The organism is Streptomyces sp. NP160 (genome assembly GCF_006335115.1).
Classification (GTDB): domain Bacteria; phylum Actinomycetota; class Actinomycetes; order Actinomycetales; family Quadrisphaeraceae; genus Quadrisphaera.
Window position 1 is genome coordinate 207,570 of the sequence record NZ_VDMJ01000009.1, and the last position, 16,639, is coordinate 224,208.

Below are 16,639 nucleotides of genomic sequence, written 5' to 3' on the forward strand. Positions count from 1 at the left end.
TCGGTCGCGCCTCGCAGGTCACCCGCCCGTCACGGTGGCCAGTCCGACGGCGGGGAGAACCTCCACAGCCACGCGACCCACACCACCTGGAGGGCCAGCCCCGCCACCGCCCACGCCGCGACGGCGGCCCGCGAGCGCACCTGGACGGCGATGAGCAGGGCCAGCGGGACCTGCAGGAGCAGGTAGCGGAACAGCGACGTCCACGGGTCGAGGACCACGAGCAGGTAGGCCTGCTGCGCGAGCACCCAGGCGGGCAGCTCCGGCCCCAGCGAGCGGGCCGCGGGCCCGGTGCACCACCACACCAGCGCGCCGACCAGCACCACCAGCAGGACGGGGCCGGCGACATCGCCGAACAGCTGTGAGGAGGCGCGGAACCACGGCTCCACCCACACCACGCGACCGCTGCGCCACGCCGACTGCACCTGCGTGTACGCGTCGGGGACCCCGGTGGCCACGCCCACCGCCACCGGCCACGCCACCCCCGCGACGCCGCTGGCGGCGAGCAGGCCGAGCAGCGCGACGCGGTCCCGCACGGGCAGCGCCCGGCCCTCCGCGCGCCAGCGGGCCACGGCGTGCACCAGCACCACCAGCGCGAACGGCAGGGCGACGGCGCGGGTGGCGCCCAGAAGCAGCACCGCCAGCACGCACCAGCCGTAGCGGCGCTCCACCAGCGCCAGCAGCGCCCAGGCGAGCGCCAGCAGCGCGAGCGACTCCGTGTAGGCGTACTGCAGCACCGGCGCCGCGGGGGCGCAGAGCACCAGGAGCAGGCCCGCCAGGGCGGGGCCCTCCCCCGCGACGCGGGCGAACAGCCGCCTCAGCACCACGGCGGCCCCGGCGCCGAGCAGCAGCGCGGTGGTGGGCGCCACCGCCTCCCAGCTGCCGCCGGTCACGGCCATGAGCAGCCGCACGAGCCCCGGGTAGGCGGGGAAGAACGCCCACTCGCTCTGGGAGGCGGCGCCGTCGCCCGAGCGGGGCAGCGGGAGCGGGTACCCGCCCTCGGCGATGCTGCGGTACCAGGTGGCGTCCCACAGGTCCGCCGCCATGACGGCGTAGGACGGCGAGGCGGGCGTCCACACCGAGGCCGCCTGGAACCGCGCGACACACACCGTCACGACGACGGCGAAGAGCCGCGTGGCGGCGTACACGAGCAGCGCCTGCGCCCACCCGGGCAGGAGCAGGAGGCCCGTCCAGGCGCGGCCGCCGGCGGCCGCGAGGGCCGCGCCGGTGCGCTCGCGCAGGTCGAGCAGCCCGGCGACCGGAGCGCTCACGCGCCCGTGCTCACCGGGCGACCCGCGCCTCGGCCTCGGCGGCGACCTTCTTCAGGGTGCTGCCGAAGGCGAGGCGCCCGCCGACGGCGATGGGCAGGGTCACGGCGCGCGACAGCTTCCGGCTGACCAGCGCGATGTCCTCGGTCCAGCGCAGGCGGCTGCGCCCGCCCGGCAGCGGCACCACCTGCACCTCCGCGTGGCCCAGCACGAGCGAGCCCCGGTGGTCGATGGCCGCGGTGCCGGCGCGGGTGGGCGTGGGCGGCTCCCAGGAGGTGACCTCCATGGGGTCGTCGAAGGCCAGCCGGCCCACGCCGCTGCGGCCGGTGAAGCGGGTGCCGACGCCGCCGGTGTCGCGCTCCACGGTCATGGTGGTCAGCGGGATCCAGTCGCCGTGGCGGGCCCAGTCGGTGACCAGCCCCCAGACGACGTCGGCGGGTGCGGCCACCTCGCGGTGGGCGGTGAAGCGGGCCACGTCAGCTCCCCTCCTCGGGGGTCAGGGCTCGGGTCGGGGCGGTGGGGCCGTAGCGGGGCGCACCCGGGGCCGGGGGCGTGGCCGCCGCGGCGGCCAGCGCCTCCAGGCGGCGGTCCCGCTCGGCGAGCTCGGCGCGGAGCCTGTCGAGGACGGCGTCCACCTGGTCCATGCGGTAGCCGCGGGGCACCACCGAGAACCGCACCGCGTCGAGGTCGGCCGGCTCCAGGGGCCGCGGCGGCAGGGGCCGGTGCGGGCTGCTCGACGCCGCGGCGGGCATGCCGGCGGGCAGGCGGCCCGCAGCGACGGCCACCACCACCCCGACCACGACCACCGCGAGCAGCAGCAGGACGAGGCTCACGCGGCGATGCTGCCAGACGATCGTGGGTGCGGCGCCCGTGACGGCCCGCCCGACCGGTCGGCGGCGGGTCAGGCGCCGGCCTCGAGGCCCTCCTGGGTGCGCACCGCCGGGTGCGGGACCCCGGGCGCGTCCCGGCGGGCGCTCCCGGCCCCGGCCAGCTCGGCCTCCACCACGTCGAGCGCCTGCTCAGGGCTGGTCGTCCAGGTCACCGCCGCCGCGGCCGCGGGCTGGACGAAGCCGCCGGCCACGAGCTCGTCGACGGCGCGGCGCAGCGGAGCGAGCACCCCGGTCGGGTCGCACACGACGACGGGCTTGGCGTGCAGCGCCAGCGTCCGCGCGCTCCACACCTCCAGCAGCTCCTCGAGGGTGCCCAGCCCGCCCGGCAGCACCACGAAGGCGTCGGCGGCGTCGTCCATGAGGCCCTTGCGCTCGCGCATGCCCTCGGTGACCACCAGCTCGTCGGCGTACCGGTCGCCGACCTCCTTCTCCAGGAGCGCGCGCGGGATGACGCCGTAGGTGCGCCCACCGCCCTCGCGGACGGCCTTGGCGACGGCGCCCATCATCGACACCGAGCCGCCCCCGGAGACCAGGGAGTGGCCGCGCGCGGCGATGAGGGCGCCGACGTCAGCGGCCAGCTGCACGTGGACGGGGTCGATCCGCTCGGAGGCGGAGCAGTACACGGCGATCGCGGGCACGTCCACACCCTGCCAGCCGCCCCCGGGGGCGCGCCGGAGGACGCCCCACCAGCCCCCTCGCCCGCGGGTGGCGCGGGAGGGGCGCCTCAGCTGGCGGCGGCGACCTCACCGGTGGTCGGGCCGTGCGGGGAGCGCGGGCGCCGCGGGGCGGCGGCCACGGCGGCGTCGGTGAGGGCGCGGACGAGGTCGGCGGCGTCCTCGGGGTCGAGCCGCAGGGTGGTGGCGCAGACGTCGCCGTCCCACAGCGACAGCACCACGAGGCCGCCGCCGGGGGCGTCGGGGTGGGTCGTCACCCGCAGGGCGCGGGCGGAGCGGTCGCGGTCGCGCACGACCGCGCTGCGGGCGGGAGCCGGAACGACGCGCATGCGAGATCATCGCCCCTGCTCACAGGGTTCCGCCAGCCCCCGGTCGGCCCCACCGCAGCAGCGCCTGCGTGGCGCCGGAGTGTCGCCCTCAGCCGCGCTGGCAGGCCGCCTCCACGGCCTGCGCCGCCTTGCGGGCCGCGATGAGCACGGGATCCCACACGGGCGCGAACGGCGGCGCGTACGCGAGGTCGAGGGAGAGCACCTCCTCGACCGCCATCTCGTTCCACACGCAGATGGCGAGCGCGTCCACGCGCTTGCCCGCCCCGGAGCGGCCCACCACCTGACCGCCGAGCAGGCGCCCGCTGCGCTCGTCGGCGATGAGCTTCACCCGGACCGGCTCGGCGCCGGGCATGTAGCCGGCCGTGGTCGTGGAGTCGACGGCGGCGGTGACCACCTGGAACCCCGCAGCCGCGGCCTCCTCCGTCGACAGGCCCGTGCGCCCGATCTCCACCCGGCACACCTTCGTGATGGCGGTGCCGACCACGCCCGGGAAGGTCGCGTACCCGCCGCCGAGGTTGATGCCCGCCACCCGGCCCTGCTTGTTGGCGTGCGTGCCCAGCGGCACGTGCACCCCGCGGCCGGAGACGCGGTGGCGCACCTCGGTGCAGTCGCCCGCGGCCCAGACCCCGTCGGCCCGGGTGCGCTGGGAGACGTCGACGGCGATCGCGCCGGACTCCCCCAGCGGCACCCCGGCCTCGCGCGCGAGCGCCACAGACGGCTCCACGCCCAGCCCCAGCACCACGAGGTCGCACGGCAGCTCCAGGCCGCTGGCGCAGTGCACGGCGCGCACCCGGCCGCCCTCCGAGGCCGGGGCCAGCTCCAGGCCGCACACCTCCTCGCCGGTGACCAGGTGCACACCCTCTCCCCGCACGGCGCCGGCGATGAAGGCGCCCATGTCGTCGTCGACGGTGCCCAGCGGGGTCTGCCCGCGCTGCACCACGGTGACGTGCAGGCCCCGCACCACGCACGCCTCGGCCACCTCCAGGCCGATGTACCCGCCGCCGACCACCACCACCCGCCGCACGCCGCCGGACCCGAGGTCCGCGATGAGCGCCGAGCCGTCGTCGAGGGTCTGCACCCCGTGGACGCCCGCCTCCGGGCCGGCGTCGAAGCCGGGCGCGGCGGGGCGTCGGGGCACGGCCCCGGTGGCGAGGACGAGCTGGTCGAAGCCGTCGGTGCCCTCGCGCGGGCGGCCGTCGTCCTGCCCGTCCAGCCGCCGCCAGGTCACGGTGCGGGCGGACAGGTCCACGCCGACCACCTCGGTGCCCATCCGGAGGTCGACCCCGCGCCTGCGGTGCTCCTCGGGGGTGCGGGCGACGAGCTCCTCGCGGGAGTCGACTACCCCGCCGACCCAGTACGGGATGCCGCACGCCGAGTACGACGTGGCGCTGCCGCGCTCGAACGCGACGACCTCCAGGTCGCGGCCGCGGGCTGCGGCCTGCTGGAGGGCCTGCGAGGCCGCTGCCATGCCGGCCGCGTCACCTCCGACGACGACGACGCGGGTGCGGCCGGGAGCCATGCGCTCGACGCTAGCCGGAGATCGCCGGCGCGCGCGGCGACGGCCCTGCCGACGGTCTGCGCGGGGTGGACGCCCACCCTGCGGGCCAGCAGGACGGCGGCGACGAGCGCGGCGCCGGCCGGCACGAGCCCGCAGAACGCCAGCCCGACCCGGGCGCCCCAGGTCTCGGTGATCCAGCCGACCAGCGGTGCGCCGAAGGGCGTGCCCCCGACGAAGGCCAGCAGGTACAGGCCCATGACGCGGCCGCGGACGTCCGGGTCCACCCAGAGCTGCACCGAGGAGTTGGCCATGGCCTGGAAGGCCAGGTTGACCAGGCCCACCGCCACCAGGACGACCAGCAGGACGGCGGCGTTCGGCGCCAGCGAGGCCGCGGCCTGCAGGGCCCCGAAGCCCAGGCAGGCGGCCACGATGAGGCGGAGCCGGGTGGTGGCGCGCGTGCCGGCCACGAGGGCGCCGGCGGTGGAGCCGAGGGCGAGGGCGGTGTTGAAGGCGCCGTAGAGCTCCGGCCCGCCGTGCAGCACCTCGGTGGACATGGCGGTGAGGACCACCGGGAAGTTCAGCCCGAAGGTCCCGACGATCCCCACCAGCACGATCGTGACCAGCACGTGCGGGCGCTGGCGGACGTGCGCCAGCGCGGTGCGCACGCTGCCGCGGTCGCGAGGAGCACCGGGCACGCGCGGGACGGGCAGGGTGAGCAGGTCGGCGGGGCGCAGCAGCGCCAGGGCCACCAGCGGCGCGGTGAAGCACACGGCGGTGGCGGCGAAGGCCCAGCCGGTGCCCACGGTGCTGATGAGCGTCGCCGCGACCGCGGGCCCGAGCAGGCGGGAGGTCTGGAAGACGGCGGAGTTCAGCGAGACGGCACCGCGCAGGTGGTCGGCGGGCACCAGCTCACCGGCGAAGGCCTGGCGGGCGGGCCCGTCGACGGCGGTGACGCACCCGCCCACCAGCGCCAGCGCCCAGACCAGCGGGGCCGTGGCCACACCGGTGAGCGTCACCACCGCGAGCGTCGCGGTGAGGGTGAGGAAGGCGGCCTGGGTGAGCATGAGCAGGGTCCGCTTGGGGAACCTGTCCGCCAGCTGCCCGGCGTGCAGCCCGAGCAGCAGCACGGGCGCGAACTGGCAGGCCATGGTGACGCCGACGGCGGCGGGGCTGCCGGTGAGCTCGAGGACGAGCCAGTCGGTGGCGATGTTCTGCATCCACACGCCGGTGCTGGCGACGGCGTGGCCTGCGAGGTAGGTGCGGTAGGGGCGGTTGGACAGCGGGGCCAGGGCGCGGGGGGCCAAGGGAGCCTCTTCCGGGAGGTCGGCGGGCAGCACCGACCGGGGGTGGTCACGGGTGGGGTCGGCGGCGCGGGCGGACCTGGCGGTCACCGACCGTTGCTGCCGGACACCAGCCTCTCCCGCGGGCGGGTGCCTCCGCAGCATCATCAGCGCCGATCGGTGCTCTCACTGTCATCATGCTCTGTGATGAGCACGCAGGCGGAGACCGGGTACGACGTGGTGCAGCTGCGCTCCTTCCTCGCCGTCGCGCAGGCGCGGAGCTTCACCCGGGCCGCCGCGCGCCTCGGCGTGGGGCAACCCACGGTGAGCCAGCACGTGCGCAAGCTCGAGGCCGCGACCGGCCGGCTGCTGGTGCTGCGCGACACCCGGACGGTGTCGCTGACACCGGACGGCGAGGCGATGATCGGGCTGGCGCAGGAGATCGTGGCCGCCCACGAGCGGGCGACGGCGTACTTCCGCGGGCACCGGCCCCACGGCCGGCTGCGCCTGGGCATGTCCGACGACCTGGCGCTGACCCGGCTGCCGGCCATCCTGCGCGAGTTCCGCCGGGAGAACCCCCTGGTGGACCTCGACCTGACGGTGGACCAGAGCGGCACGCTGCACCGGCGGCTGGCCGCCGACCGCCTGGACGTCTACGTGGGACGCCGCCCCGCGGCGGGCGACGCCAACCGCCACGCCACCGGCGCCGAGATCCCCGAGCAGCTGGTCAGCCGCGAGCGCATGGTGTGGGTCGGCACCCCCACCACGCGGCTGGACCCGACGGCGCCGGTGCCGCTGGTGCTGTACCCGCCGCCGTCGCTGGCGAGGACGGCGATGGAGGAGGCGCTGCAGCGGGCGGGCACGGCCTACCGGACCGCGGCGCTGTGCCGCGGCACCAACGGCCTCATCGCGGCGGTGGCCGCCGGCATCGGGGTCTCAGCGGTGCCGCGCAGCCTCGTGCCGCTGCAGCTGTCAGCGCTGCGCCTCGACCGGCGGGGGGACCGGCTGGGCGACGGGCGGGGCGACTCCCCCGGCGTCCGGCTGCCCGAGCTGGGCACCATCGACCTGGTGCTGCTCACCAACCCGCGCACCGCCGACCGGCCGGCCTCGCGCGCCCTCGTGGCCGCCGTCCTCGCCAGCGGTCCCTCCGGCGTCTCCGCCTGAGGTCGCTGCGCCCGCGGGAGCGCTGCGGGCCGCTGCGGCCCACTCCTCGTTGACCAGGCCCCCGAGCAGCACCACGCCGCTGCCGAACCACCCCAGGAGCATCACCGCCACGAGCGCGCCCACCACGGTGGCCGCGGCCTGCACCGCCTCGTCGCCGGAGGTGGTCACCGGGCCGGGCGTGCCGAGCACCGCCAGGGACGCGCGGAACGCCACCACCAGCCCCACCAGCGCGCCGGTGGCCAGTGCGGCTCCCGGGACCACGGAGCGCCACGCGACGCGCACCGGGGCGCCCACGCGGTAGAGCAGCGCCAGGCCCGCGGCGACGACGAGCAGCAGCACCGGCCAGCGGCCGACCGCCCACGCCGTGGAGAAGACCTCCCCGCCGCCGACCGCCGCCGCGAGCCGCTCGCCGCCGCCGAGCAGCGGCCCGACGACGAGCACGAGCAGCATCAGCGAGCCGGCCACCACCCCGACGAACGTCAGCGCGAAGGACAGGAGGAACAGCAGCACGGGCCGGCGCTCCTCCACGGGCGTCTCCCCCTCGCGCAGCACGCGCAGCGCCGCCCGCGCCACGCGGCTGGCCACCACCAGCGCCACCAGGGCGCTGCCCAGGGCGACGCCGGTCTGCTCCTGCGCCAGCAGCTCGCGCACCAGGGGCGCGCCCAGGCTGGCGGCGAGCGCGGGGCTGAGCACGGCGTCGAGCAGCTGCACGAGGAAGGCCTGTGCGTCGCCCACGGCGTCCGGGTCGAGCCAGCGGCCCAGCAGCCCCAGGCCCGTGCCGAGCGCCGTCAGCAGGGGGACGGCGGACAGCAGCAGGTAGAAGCACATCTCCGCGGCCCGCCCGCCCAGGCGCAGGCCCGAGGCGCGCAGCGCCACCCGCGCGGCCACCGCCACGGGATTGCGGCCGCGCAGCCTCCAGGCGGCCCGCTGGGCGGGGGCCTGCAGCCTGACGACGAGCCGCGTCGGGGGCACGGCCCCGGCTACCGGCCGGCCGCGGCGGTCGTCGTCGTCGTCGGCAGGAGCCAGGCCAGGAGCGCCTCGCGGCACTCGCGGACCTCGTCGACCGGGCACCACTCACCGGCGGTGTGGGCCAGCAGCGGGTCGCCGGGGCCGAAGTTCACCGCGGGCACGCCCAGCTCGGAGAAGCGCGCGACGTCGGTCCAGCCGAGCTTGGCCACGGGCTGGCGCCCGCTGCGGGCGAGCACCTGCTGCACGAAGTCGCGCGCGGCCGGGTGGTCCAGGCCGGGGCGCGCCCCGGGCGCGGCGTCGACCACCACCACCTCGGCGCCGACCTGCTCCTCCAGGCCGGCGAAGACCTCGCGCACGTGCTCCTCGGCCTGCGCCGGGGTGAAGCAGGGGGCGAAGCGGTGGTTGACCGTGACGGTGCAGGCGTCGGGGATGACGTTGCCGGCCACGCCGCCGGAGATGCCCACGGCGTTGAGGCCCTCGCGGTAGACCAGCCCGTCGACCTCGATGCTGCGCGCCTCGTAGGCGGCCAGGCGGGCCAGCACGGGCGCGGCGAGGTGGACCGCGTTGACGCCCACCCACGAGCGCGCGGAGTGCGCGGCGCGGCCCGTGAGGCGCACCTCGGCGCGCAGCGTGCCGTTGCAGCCGCCCTCGATGCTGGCGTTGGTGGGCTCCCCGAGGACGGCGACGTCGCCGGCGAGCCAGTCCGGGCGGCGGCGCGCCAGGCGGCCGAGGCCGTTGAGGGCGGAGTCGACCTCCTCGTGGTCGTAGAAGACCCACGTCACGTCCCGCACCACGCGGCGCGGCTCGCTGGCCAGGGCCTCCGCCACGGCCGCGGCCGCCGACAGCGCCATCGCGACGCCGCCCTTCATGTCCGTGGAGCCGCGGGCCACCAGCCGCTCCACCCCGTCGACCACCTCGCGGCGCGAGGGCACGTCGCCGCCCGCCAGCGGCACGGTGTCGAGGTGCCCGGCGACGACGACGCGCTCCGCGCGGCCCAGGCGGGTGCGCGCCACCACGGCGTCACCGTCGCGCAGGACCTCGTAGTGGCCACCGCCCCCTCCGGAGGTGCGCGACCCCAGGCGCCGCAGGGCGTCCTCCACGAGGTCGGCCAGGGGCCCCTCGCGCCCGCTCACCGACTCGACGTCGCACACGGCCGCGGCCAGCTCGACCACGTCGCCAGCCAGGTCGAGCTGCCGCTCGGGTGCCGGCTGCTGGTTCCGCCCGGGGGTGCTGCTCACGGCGACGACCCTACGGCGCGCACGGCCCCCGCCCGGCGATCTCGAGGTCGAGGCAACCCGGTCGGTCACCCGCACCCGACCAGGGTGGCCAAGCGCGCCACACGCGTCCCAGGCGCACCTACCCTGTGGACCATGAGCACGGCAGCCGGCACGGACGCGACCACTCCCCGCAGCGCCTGGGGGTACGGCCTGGCCACGACGGCCACCGCGGACGGGACCGTGCTCGACACCTGGTACCCCTCCCCCGCCCTGGGCGCCGCGCCCGCCGACGACAGCCCCTACGCCGTGCCCGCCGCGCTGGCGGCGCTGGAGGGCGAGGACCCGGCGCGCGGCGTGCGCACCCACGTCGTGCGCACCGAGGTCGACCTCGACGCCGCGCCCGCGGACGCCCCCGACGCCTACCTGCGCCTGCACCTGCTGTCCGCGCGGCTGGTGGCGCCCCGGACGGTCAACCTCGACGGCCTCTTCGGCAAGCTCGCCAACGTCGTGTGGACCGACCGCGGGCCCTGCCCCGTCGCGGGCTTCGAGGAGACGCGCCTGCGGCTGCGGGCCCACGTGCCGGTGCAGGTCCTCGGGGTGGACAAGTTCCCGCGCATGGTCGACTACGTGCTGCCCACCGGCGTCCGCATCGCCGACGCCGACCGCGTGCGCCTGGGCGCCCACCTCGCCGAGGGCACCACGGTCATGCACGAGGGCTTCGTCAACTTCAACGCCGGCACGCTGGGCGCCTCCATGGTCGAGGGCCGCATCTCCGCGGGCGTGGTGGTCGGGGACGGCAGCGACGTCGGCGGCGGGGCCTCGATCATGGGCACCCTCTCCGGCGGCGGCACGCAGGTCATCTCGGTGGGGAAGCGCTCGCTGCTGGGGGCCAACGCCGGCATCGGCATCTCCCTGGGCGACGACTGCGTGGTCGAGGCGGGCCTGTACGTGACCGCCGGCACCAAGGTGGTGCTCACGGGCGACCTCGCGCGGGCGCAGGCGCCCGAGGGCTGGCAGCCGGGTGACGAGGCCGTCGTCGTCAAGGCCCGCGAGCTGTCCGGGCGCGACGGGCTGCTGCTGCGCCGCAACTCCACCACCGGCGCCGTCGAGGCGGTGGCGCTGACGAAGGCCGCCGTCGTCCTCAACGACGCGCTGCACGCCAACTGAGCGCACCACCCCCGCACCTCCATGAGCTCCCCGATGGTCGCTCGGCAGCAGCGCCGCCGCCGCCCCCCGCCCCCACCGCCACCGCGGCGCAGGGGCGGGCACCGCGTCCTGGGCCGGCTGGTGGGCACCGGAGCCGTGCTGGCGGTGCTCGCGGGCGGGGCCTGGGTGGCGCTGCAGCAGGTGGCGCCGTCCTCCACGGTGGTGGTGGAGCGGTGCACCGCTGTCAGCGGTGAGGGCGACGGCGCCGCCGAGTACGACCTCGCGCCCGACCAGGCCGCCAACGCCGCCCTCATCACCGCCATCACGCAGCAGCGCGGCATGCCCGCGCGCGCGGCCACGATCGCCCTGGCCACGGCGGTCCAGGAGAGCAAGCTGCGCAACATCGCCTACGGAGACCGCGACTCCCTGGGCCTGTTCCAGCAGCGGCCCTCGCAGGGGTGGGGCACCGAGGCGCAGATCCAGGACCCGGTCTACTCCACCAACGCCTTCCTCGACGTGCTGGCGAAGGTGGACGGGTACGCCGACGCCCCCATCACCGAGGTCGCGCAGCGCGTGCAGCGCTCGGCGTTCCCCGACGCCTACGCCGACCACGAGCCGGAGGGCCGCGCGTACGCCTCCGCCCTCACCGGCTACTCCCCCGCCGCGCTGACCTGCCGGCTGCGCCCGGTGCAGGACTCCTCCGCGCAGGCCGCGGGCGAGAGCGGCTACTGGCCGCGCACGCAGCCGCTGGTCGAGGCGTTCGGCCGCGAGCGCGGTGGCGGGGTGCCGATCGCCCCGGCCGACGAGGGCGCGGGCGCTCTCGTCGGGACCCCGGTGGCCGCCGGTTCCGCCCCCGACGACGCGCAGCGCCGCACCGGCTGGTCCGCCGCGCAGTGGGCCGTCGCGCACGCCGCCGACTTCCAGGTGGTGGCCGTGGGCACGGACGGGAAGCAGTGGCGCCGCGACCGGCCCGACGACGGCTGGGTCGACGTCCCCGAGGCCGACCGCGAGCGCCTCGCGCCGGGCGGTGCCGCCGTCGTCCTCGTCGCCGGCGGCCGCACCGAGTAGCCGCCCTCCCCGCACTTTCCGCGGAAAGCGCAAGGCCCCCGTGCACAGCGCACTGTCCGCGGAGGGTGCGAAACAAGGACGACGGGGGCGGACGCGCGGAAGGGCCGTCCCCGTGTGCCGGGGACGGCCCTCCGCGTCGTGCCGTGGGTCGGGCTGCTGCGGGTCAGCGCTCCGTCACGGGCACGTAGGCGCGCTCGCCGGCACCGGTGTAGACCTGGCGCGGGCGGTTGATCTTCATGGCGGGGTCGGTGACGCCCTCGCGCCACTGCGCGATCCAGCCCGGCAGGCGCCCGAGGGCGAACAGCACCGTGAACATCCGCGTCGGGAAGCCCATCGCCTGGTAGATCAGGCCGGTGTAGAAGTCGACGTTGGGGTAGAGCTTGCGCTCCACGAAGTAGTCGTCCTGCAGGGCGATCTCCTCGAGGCGCTTGGCGATGTCGAGGAGCGGGTTGTCGGCCCGGGCGAGCACCTGGTCGGCCGTCTTCTTCACGATGGCGGCCCGCGGGTCGTAGTTCTTGTACACGCGGTGGCCGAAGCCCATGAGGCGCACGCCGTCGCGCTTGTCCTTCACCTTGGCCATGAAGGAGTCGGCGTCGTCGTCGCCGCGGTGGATCGCCTCGAGCATCTCCAGCACCGCCGAGTTGGCGCCGCCGTGCGCGGGGCCCGACAGGGCGTGGATGCCGGCGGAGACGGACGCGAAGAGGTTGGCGCCGGAGGAGCCCACCATGCGGACCGTGGAGGTGGAGCAGTTCTGCTCGTGGTCGGCGTGGAGCACGAAGAGCAGGTCGAGCGCCTTGACCATCTCGGGGTCGGGCTCGTAGGGCTCGGCCGGCCAGCCGAACGTCATGCGGAGGAAGTTCTCCACCAGGCCCTTGGAGTTGTCCGGGTAGAGCATCGGACGGCCGGTGGACTTGGAGTAGGCGTACGCCGCGATGGTCGGCAGCTTGGCCAGCAGGCGGAACGTCGACAGGTCGACCTGCGCGGCGTCCTTGGGGTTGAGCGAGTCCTGGTAGAAGGTCGACAGCGTCGAGACCGCCGAGCTGAGCACCGGCATCGGGTGCGCGTCGCGCGGGAAGCCGTCGAAGAAGCGCTTGAGGTCCTCGTGGAGGATCGTGTGGCGGTTGATCCGCGCGGTGAACTCCTCCAGCTGCGGCGCCGTCGGCAGCTCGCCGTTGATGAGCAGGTAGCTCACCTCGGCGAAGGTCGAGTGCTCGGCCAGCTGCTCGATCGGGTAGCCGCGGTAGCGCAGGACGCCGGCGTCGCCGTCGATGTAGGTGATGTCGCTCTGGCAGGAGGCGGTGTTCACGAAGCCCGGGTCGAGCGTGACGTAGTCGGTCCGCTTGAGCAGCCCGGACACGTCGAGCCCGGAGTTGCCGTCGACCGCGGGGACCACCGTCAGCGGCAGCACGCCCCCGGGGTGGACCAGGGCCACGGGCGATTCCGCGGGCACGGCGTTCAGCGGGCCGGTCGCGGGGTCGGTCATGGCTCGGCTCCTCGTCGTCGGGGGGGTGTGCGGGCAAGAGCGGGCGGGCGGGGCGACGAGCGTCACCCTCGGGTGGTGCCGGGGGGACGCTACCTGGCGAGCTGGTCCAGCCGCGCAGCGGCGGCCGCGACCCGCTCGTCCGAGGCCGTCAGCGCCACCCTGGTGTGATCACCCGCTGACGGTCCGTAGAAGTCTCCCGGGGCCACGAGGACGCCGACGCCGGCCAGCCGGTCGAGCAGCTCGCGGCCGCTCGACCCGTCGGTGGACCGGGTCCACAGGTACAGGCCGGCCTCGGAGTGCTCGACCACGAGGCCGGCGCCCTCCAGCGCGGCACGCAGCACCGCCCGGCGCGCGCGGTAGCGCTCGCGCTGCACGGCGACGTGCTCGTCGTCGGAGAAGGCCGCCGCCACGGCGGCCTGGACGGGCGCGGGGACGATCATGCCGGCGTGCTTGCGCACCGACAGCAGGTGCGCCACGAGCTCGCGGTCCCCCAGGACCACCCCACCGCGGTACCCGGCCAGGTTGGAGCGCTTGGACAGGGAGGTGACCAGCAGCAGCCCGTCGTGGCTGCCGGGCCCCGTGCCGCACACGCGCGGGTCCAGCACGCTGGGGACCTCGGGCACGTCCCAGGCCAGCTCGGCGTAGCACTCGTCCGAGGCCACCACGGCGCCCTCGGCGCGGGCGCGCTCCACGGCGGCGCGCAGCTCCTCCACGCCCGCCACGGCCCCGGTGGGGTTGGAGGGGCTGTTCAGCCACACCAGCCGCACGCGGTCACCGGCGAGCTGCTCGTCGGTGGGCCAGCCGCCCGGGGGGACGGCGACGGCGCGGGCTCCGGCCAGGCGGGCGCCCACGTCGTACGTGGGGTAGGCCACGTCGGGGATGACGACGACGTCGCCGGGGCCCAGCCCGAGCTGCGTGGGCAGCCAGGCCACCAGCTCCTTGGAGCCGACGGTCGGCAGCACCGACGCCGGGTCCAGGCCCACCGCACCCCGCGAGCGCTCCGCCCAGCCGGCGGCCGCCTCGCGCAGCGCCGGCGTGCCCGCCGTCTGCGGGTACCCGGGGGCGTCGGCGGCCTCGCGCAGGGCGCGCTGGACCACCTCGGGCGTCGGGTCCACGGGGGTGCCGACCGAGAGGTCGACGATGCCACCGGGGTGGCTGCGGGCGCGCTGCGCGGCCTCGCGGATGGTGTCCCAGGGGAAGTCCGGCAGGGAGCCGGTCCGGGAGGCCCCGCCGCCGGCCCGCGCGGACCAGCCGCTCAGTGGCCGGTCTCCTGCGGCGGCAGGGCGGCGACGAGCGGGCCGTCCTTGGCGATGGCACCGAGCTTGGCAGCACCGCCCGGCGAGCCGATGTCGTCGAAGAACACCGCGTTGTCGGTGGTGTAGTCAGCCCACTGCGCGGGGACGTCGTCCTCGTAGTAGATCGCCTCGACCGGGCACACCGGCTCGCAGGCGCCGCAGTCGACGCACTCGTCGGGGTGGATGTAGAGCGACCGGCTGCCCTCGTAGATGCAGTCGACCGGGCACTCCTCCACGCAGGCGCGGTCCTTCAGGTCGACGCAGGGCTGCGCGATCACGTAGGTCACGCCACCAGTGTTCCACCCGTGCGCCCGTCGCGACGAGCGGAGGTGGCGCCCGGCGTCAGTCCAGCGCCAGCGGGACCCCGGTGGACGCTCCGCCTCCGGGTGCGGTGCACGTCACGGCGGGCCGCGGGGCGTAGGTGGTGGTCACCTCGTCGGTGACCGGCTGCCCGCCACCGCCCCTGGGCGCCGCGGTGCGCGTCACCGTGGTGGTGAAACCGTCCTGGCCCGGCTGGGCCACGCACTGCGGCGACGGGTCGGACAGCTGCGGCGCGGGGCGGGGGTCTGCGGCGGGCGACGTGGCCAGGCTGACCTGCCGGTCCGGCGAGCCCCACACCTGCACGCGCAGCGCGCCGTCGGACACCTCCACCCGCAGCAGCGCGCCCGTCGACGCGGCCTCGGTGAGCACGAGCGGCGTGCCGGTGCCCACCACCGCGTCCAGGCCCACCGGGTCGCGCGGGTTCCAGGACTCCGGGGCCGTACGGGCGTCCACCTGGAGCCCGGCGGCGAAGGCGGCGGCGTGGACGGCCGAGGCGACCTGCGTGGTGCCGGCCGAGAGGGTGGAGGTGGCGCGGCCGTCCACCACCACCGTGGCCGGCACCCAGCCGGCCTCAGCGCTGGGGACGCCCATCCGGGCGCCCACGTCCAGCGGCTCCCCCGGCGCCAGCACAGCGCCGTCGAGCGCCCGGGCGGCGGCCGTGACGTCCTGCGTGCGGGCGGGGTCGGCGGTGAGCGGCGAGACGACCTGGCCCAGGAGCGCGCTGATGCCCATCGAGGTGAGCGCCTCGGTGGTCAGGCCCGGTGCCACCTCCCGGCTGGAGGCCCGGGCCGTGCGCGCGTCGCCGGTGGCCACCAGCGCGGCCTCCGCGGTGTGCGCGAGCGACTCCGGGTCGGGCTCGGAGCCGGCGACGGCGGCCACCACCACGGGGGCGCTGCCGCTGGTGTCGACCCGGGCGTCCTGCGCGGGGGTGCGGGTGGCGGGGTCGGCGGCGGCCACGGCGTCGGCCAGCGCGGCCCCGTCCACGTGCAGCCTCAGCGCCGGACCGTCCTGCACCACGGACAGCGCCGGCAGCACCTGGGCCGGCGCCAGCACCACGCTGCGGTCGCCCACCACCACGGTCAGCGGTGCGGAGACGGCGGGGCGGGCCTGGGTCTGCAGGGCGGCGTCCACGGCGTCAGCGGTGGCCTGCGGCTCCTCGGTGCTCGCCGGCAGGGGCAGCGGGCGCTCTCCTGCCGGCGCTCCCGGCGCCGCCAGCCAGGCGCGGCGCACCAGCGCCGCGGCCGCGGTGCGGTCCAGCACGGTCCCCGGCACCGGAGCCACCGCCACCGGCTCGCCGGAGGCGAAGCTGATGGAGCCCTCCACCGCGGGGACGTCGAGCGCGACGGCCGCCCGGTCGAGGGCCGCGGCGAGGTCGGCGTCGGACCCCTCGAGCACCGGGGCGACGGCGCCCCGGCCCTGCAGCTGGTGCCACAGGGTGGTGGGCAGGCCCGCCGGCCCGATGGCCCGCGAGACGGTCGCGGCGGCGTCGAGGCGCAGCCCGGCCACGCCGGGGTCCACCGTCGTCGTCCTGCCCTCCCGGGAGGGCGCGTCGAGGCGGACCGGCAGCGGCGCCGCCAGGCGGGGCTGCAGGGTGCGGGCCAGCAGCTGGACTGCGTCGTCGCGGTCGAGGCCTCCGATCGCCACCCCCGCGACGGTGGTGCCCTCGGGGACGCGGTCCGCCAGGCGGAAGGAGGCTCCGGACCAGGCAGCTGCCACGAGACCGCCCGCGGCCACCAGCGCCAGCACCCGGACGCGCTGCCGGCGGGCGGCCGCGGCCTCCGAGGGCCCGGCCGGAGCTGCGGGTCCGGGGTGGGCTGACGGCGCCCAGGAGGCGGGTGGCCCGGCCACCGGTGCCTCGTCGGTCTCCGGGAGGACGACGGTGGTGGTGGTGGTGGAGGCTGCCTCGTCGAGGCGGTGCTGCGGCCTGCGCGGGGCGGGGACCCGCCCAGCGGGGTCCGCCCCGGGCGAGGCGGTCGCCCCGCGCTCGAGCATCTCCAGCAGCTGCGCAGCTCCGCCTGCTCGTCCCACCCCAGCGAGGCT

At 76.9% G+C, this 16,639-nt stretch carries 14 protein-coding genes and 2 pseudogenes; 3 read left to right on the top strand and 13 right to left on the bottom strand.

What is annotated here, in order from left to right:
• Positions 1–29: 29 nt before the first annotated feature.
• The 7 genes and pseudogenes from FHN55_RS07230 to FHN55_RS23625 form a co-directional block, all read right to left on the bottom strand.
• The gene (locus FHN55_RS07230) at positions 30–1,268 is read right to left on the bottom strand and encodes a hypothetical protein (protein WP_139711578.1); all 1,239 of its coding nucleotides are present in this window, start codon (positions 1,266–1,268) and stop codon (positions 30–32) included.
• Between the two features lie 10 nt (positions 1,269–1,278).
• Positions 1,279–1,740, bottom strand: coding sequence for an SRPBCC family protein (locus FHN55_RS07235; protein WP_139711580.1), 462 nt, complete (start codon positions 1,738–1,740; stop codon positions 1,279–1,281).
• A gap of 1 nt (position 1,741) precedes the next feature.
• Positions 1,742–2,098, bottom strand: coding sequence for a DivIVA domain-containing protein (locus tag FHN55_RS07240; RefSeq protein WP_257570756.1), 357 nt, complete (start codon positions 2,096–2,098; stop codon positions 1,742–1,744).
• 68 nt (positions 2,099–2,166) lie between these two features.
• The gene (locus tag FHN55_RS07245) at positions 2,167–2,793 is read right to left on the bottom strand and encodes a TIGR00730 family Rossman fold protein (RefSeq protein ID WP_139711582.1); all 627 of its coding nucleotides are present in this window, start codon (positions 2,791–2,793) and stop codon (positions 2,167–2,169) included.
• A gap of 86 nt (positions 2,794–2,879) precedes the next feature.
• Positions 2,880–3,158, bottom strand: a complete 279-nt coding sequence (locus tag FHN55_RS07250; protein WP_139711584.1) for a hypothetical protein — start codon at positions 3,156–3,158, stop codon at positions 2,880–2,882.
• Between the two features lie 88 nt (positions 3,159–3,246).
• Positions 3,247–4,626 (bottom strand): FAD-dependent oxidoreductase, encoded by a 1,380-nt coding sequence (locus FHN55_RS07255; RefSeq protein WP_257570757.1) that lies wholly within the window; start codon positions 4,624–4,626, stop codon positions 3,247–3,249.
• A gap of 110 nt (positions 4,627–4,736) precedes the next feature.
• A pseudogene (locus FHN55_RS23625) lies at positions 4,737–6,104 on the bottom strand (MFS transporter); the annotation flags it as partial.
• A gap of 39 nt (positions 6,105–6,143) precedes the next feature.
• Here FHN55_RS23625 and FHN55_RS07265 point away from each other — a divergent pair.
• Positions 6,144–7,100, top strand: coding sequence for a LysR family transcriptional regulator (locus FHN55_RS07265; protein WP_139711588.1), 957 nt, complete (start codon positions 6,144–6,146; stop codon positions 7,098–7,100).
• 54 nt (positions 7,101–7,154) lie between these two features.
• On the opposite strand, the pseudogene FHN55_RS23630 reads toward FHN55_RS07265, so the two are convergent.
• Both FHN55_RS23630 and dapE read right to left on the bottom strand, forming a co-directional pair.
• Positions 7,155–8,174, bottom strand: a pseudogene (locus tag FHN55_RS23630) (YihY/virulence factor BrkB family protein); the annotation flags it as partial.
• Complete coding sequence (gene dapE, locus FHN55_RS07275) at positions 8,081–9,307, bottom strand: succinyl-diaminopimelate desuccinylase (RefSeq protein ID WP_139711591.1); 1,227 nt, start codon at positions 9,305–9,307, stop codon at positions 8,081–8,083. The pseudogene FHN55_RS23630 and the gene dapE, both read right to left, overlap by 94 nt.
• 132 nt (positions 9,308–9,439) lie before the next feature.
• Here dapE and dapD point away from each other — a divergent pair, with 132 nt between their 5' ends.
• Both dapD and FHN55_RS07285 read left to right on the top strand, forming a co-directional pair.
• Positions 9,440–10,453: a 2,3,4,5-tetrahydropyridine-2,6-dicarboxylate N-succinyltransferase gene (dapD, locus tag FHN55_RS07280; protein ID WP_139711593.1), complete on the top strand. Its 1,014-nt coding sequence runs from the start codon at positions 9,440–9,442 to the stop codon at positions 10,451–10,453.
• 33 nt (positions 10,454–10,486) lie between these two features.
• Entirely contained in the window at positions 10,487–11,500 is a 1,014-nt protein-coding gene (locus FHN55_RS07285; RefSeq protein WP_180357691.1) for a hypothetical protein, read from the top strand.
• Positions 11,501–11,663: 163 nt separating this feature from the next.
• Here the strand turns inward: FHN55_RS07285 and FHN55_RS07290 are convergent, their stop codons facing one another.
• From FHN55_RS07290 to FHN55_RS07305, 4 genes are all read right to left on the bottom strand, one after another.
• The gene (locus FHN55_RS07290; protein ID WP_139711594.1) at positions 11,664–12,983 is read right to left on the bottom strand and encodes a citrate synthase; all 1,320 of its coding nucleotides are present in this window, start codon (positions 12,981–12,983) and stop codon (positions 11,664–11,666) included.
• Between the two features lie 89 nt (positions 12,984–13,072).
• Positions 13,073–14,242 carry a succinyldiaminopimelate transaminase gene (dapC, locus tag FHN55_RS07295; protein WP_218974432.1) on the bottom strand — a complete coding sequence of 390 codons (1,170 nt, stop codon included), beginning with the start codon at positions 14,240–14,242 and terminating at the stop codon, positions 13,073–13,075.
• The gene (gene fdxA, locus FHN55_RS07300) at positions 14,239–14,565 is read right to left on the bottom strand and encodes a ferredoxin (RefSeq protein WP_139711597.1); all 327 of its coding nucleotides are present in this window, start codon (positions 14,563–14,565) and stop codon (positions 14,239–14,241) included. Before fdxA ends, dapC begins: the two co-directional genes overlap by 4 nt.
• 55 nt (positions 14,566–14,620) lie before the next feature.
• A complete protein-coding gene (locus FHN55_RS07305) occupies positions 14,621–16,627 on the bottom strand; it encodes a VanW family protein (RefSeq protein WP_139711599.1) in 2,007 nt (668 codons plus the stop codon).
• Between the last annotated feature and the right edge of the window lie 12 nt (positions 16,628–16,639).

Coding starts and splice junctions, on each gene's coding strand:
- FHN55_RS07265 (WP_139711588.1), top strand. CDS start 6,144: ATGAGCACGCAGGCGGAGACCGGGTACGACGTGGTGCAGCTGCGCTCC.
- FHN55_RS07255 (WP_257570757.1), bottom strand. CDS start 4,626: ATGGCAGCGGCCTCGCAGGCCCTCCAGCAGGCCGCAGCCCGCGGCCGC.
- FHN55_RS07285 (WP_180357691.1), top strand. CDS start 10,487: ATGGTCGCTCGGCAGCAGCGCCGCCGCCGCCCCCCGCCCCCACCGCCA.
- FHN55_RS07250 (WP_139711584.1), bottom strand. CDS start 3,158: ATGCGCGTCGTTCCGGCTCCCGCCCGCAGCGCGGTCGTGCGCGACCGC.
- FHN55_RS07290 (WP_139711594.1), bottom strand. CDS start 12,983: ATGACCGACCCCGCGACCGGCCCGCTGAACGCCGTGCCCGCGGAATCG.
- dapD (WP_139711593.1), top strand. CDS start 9,440: ATGAGCACGGCAGCCGGCACGGACGCGACCACTCCCCGCAGCGCCTGG.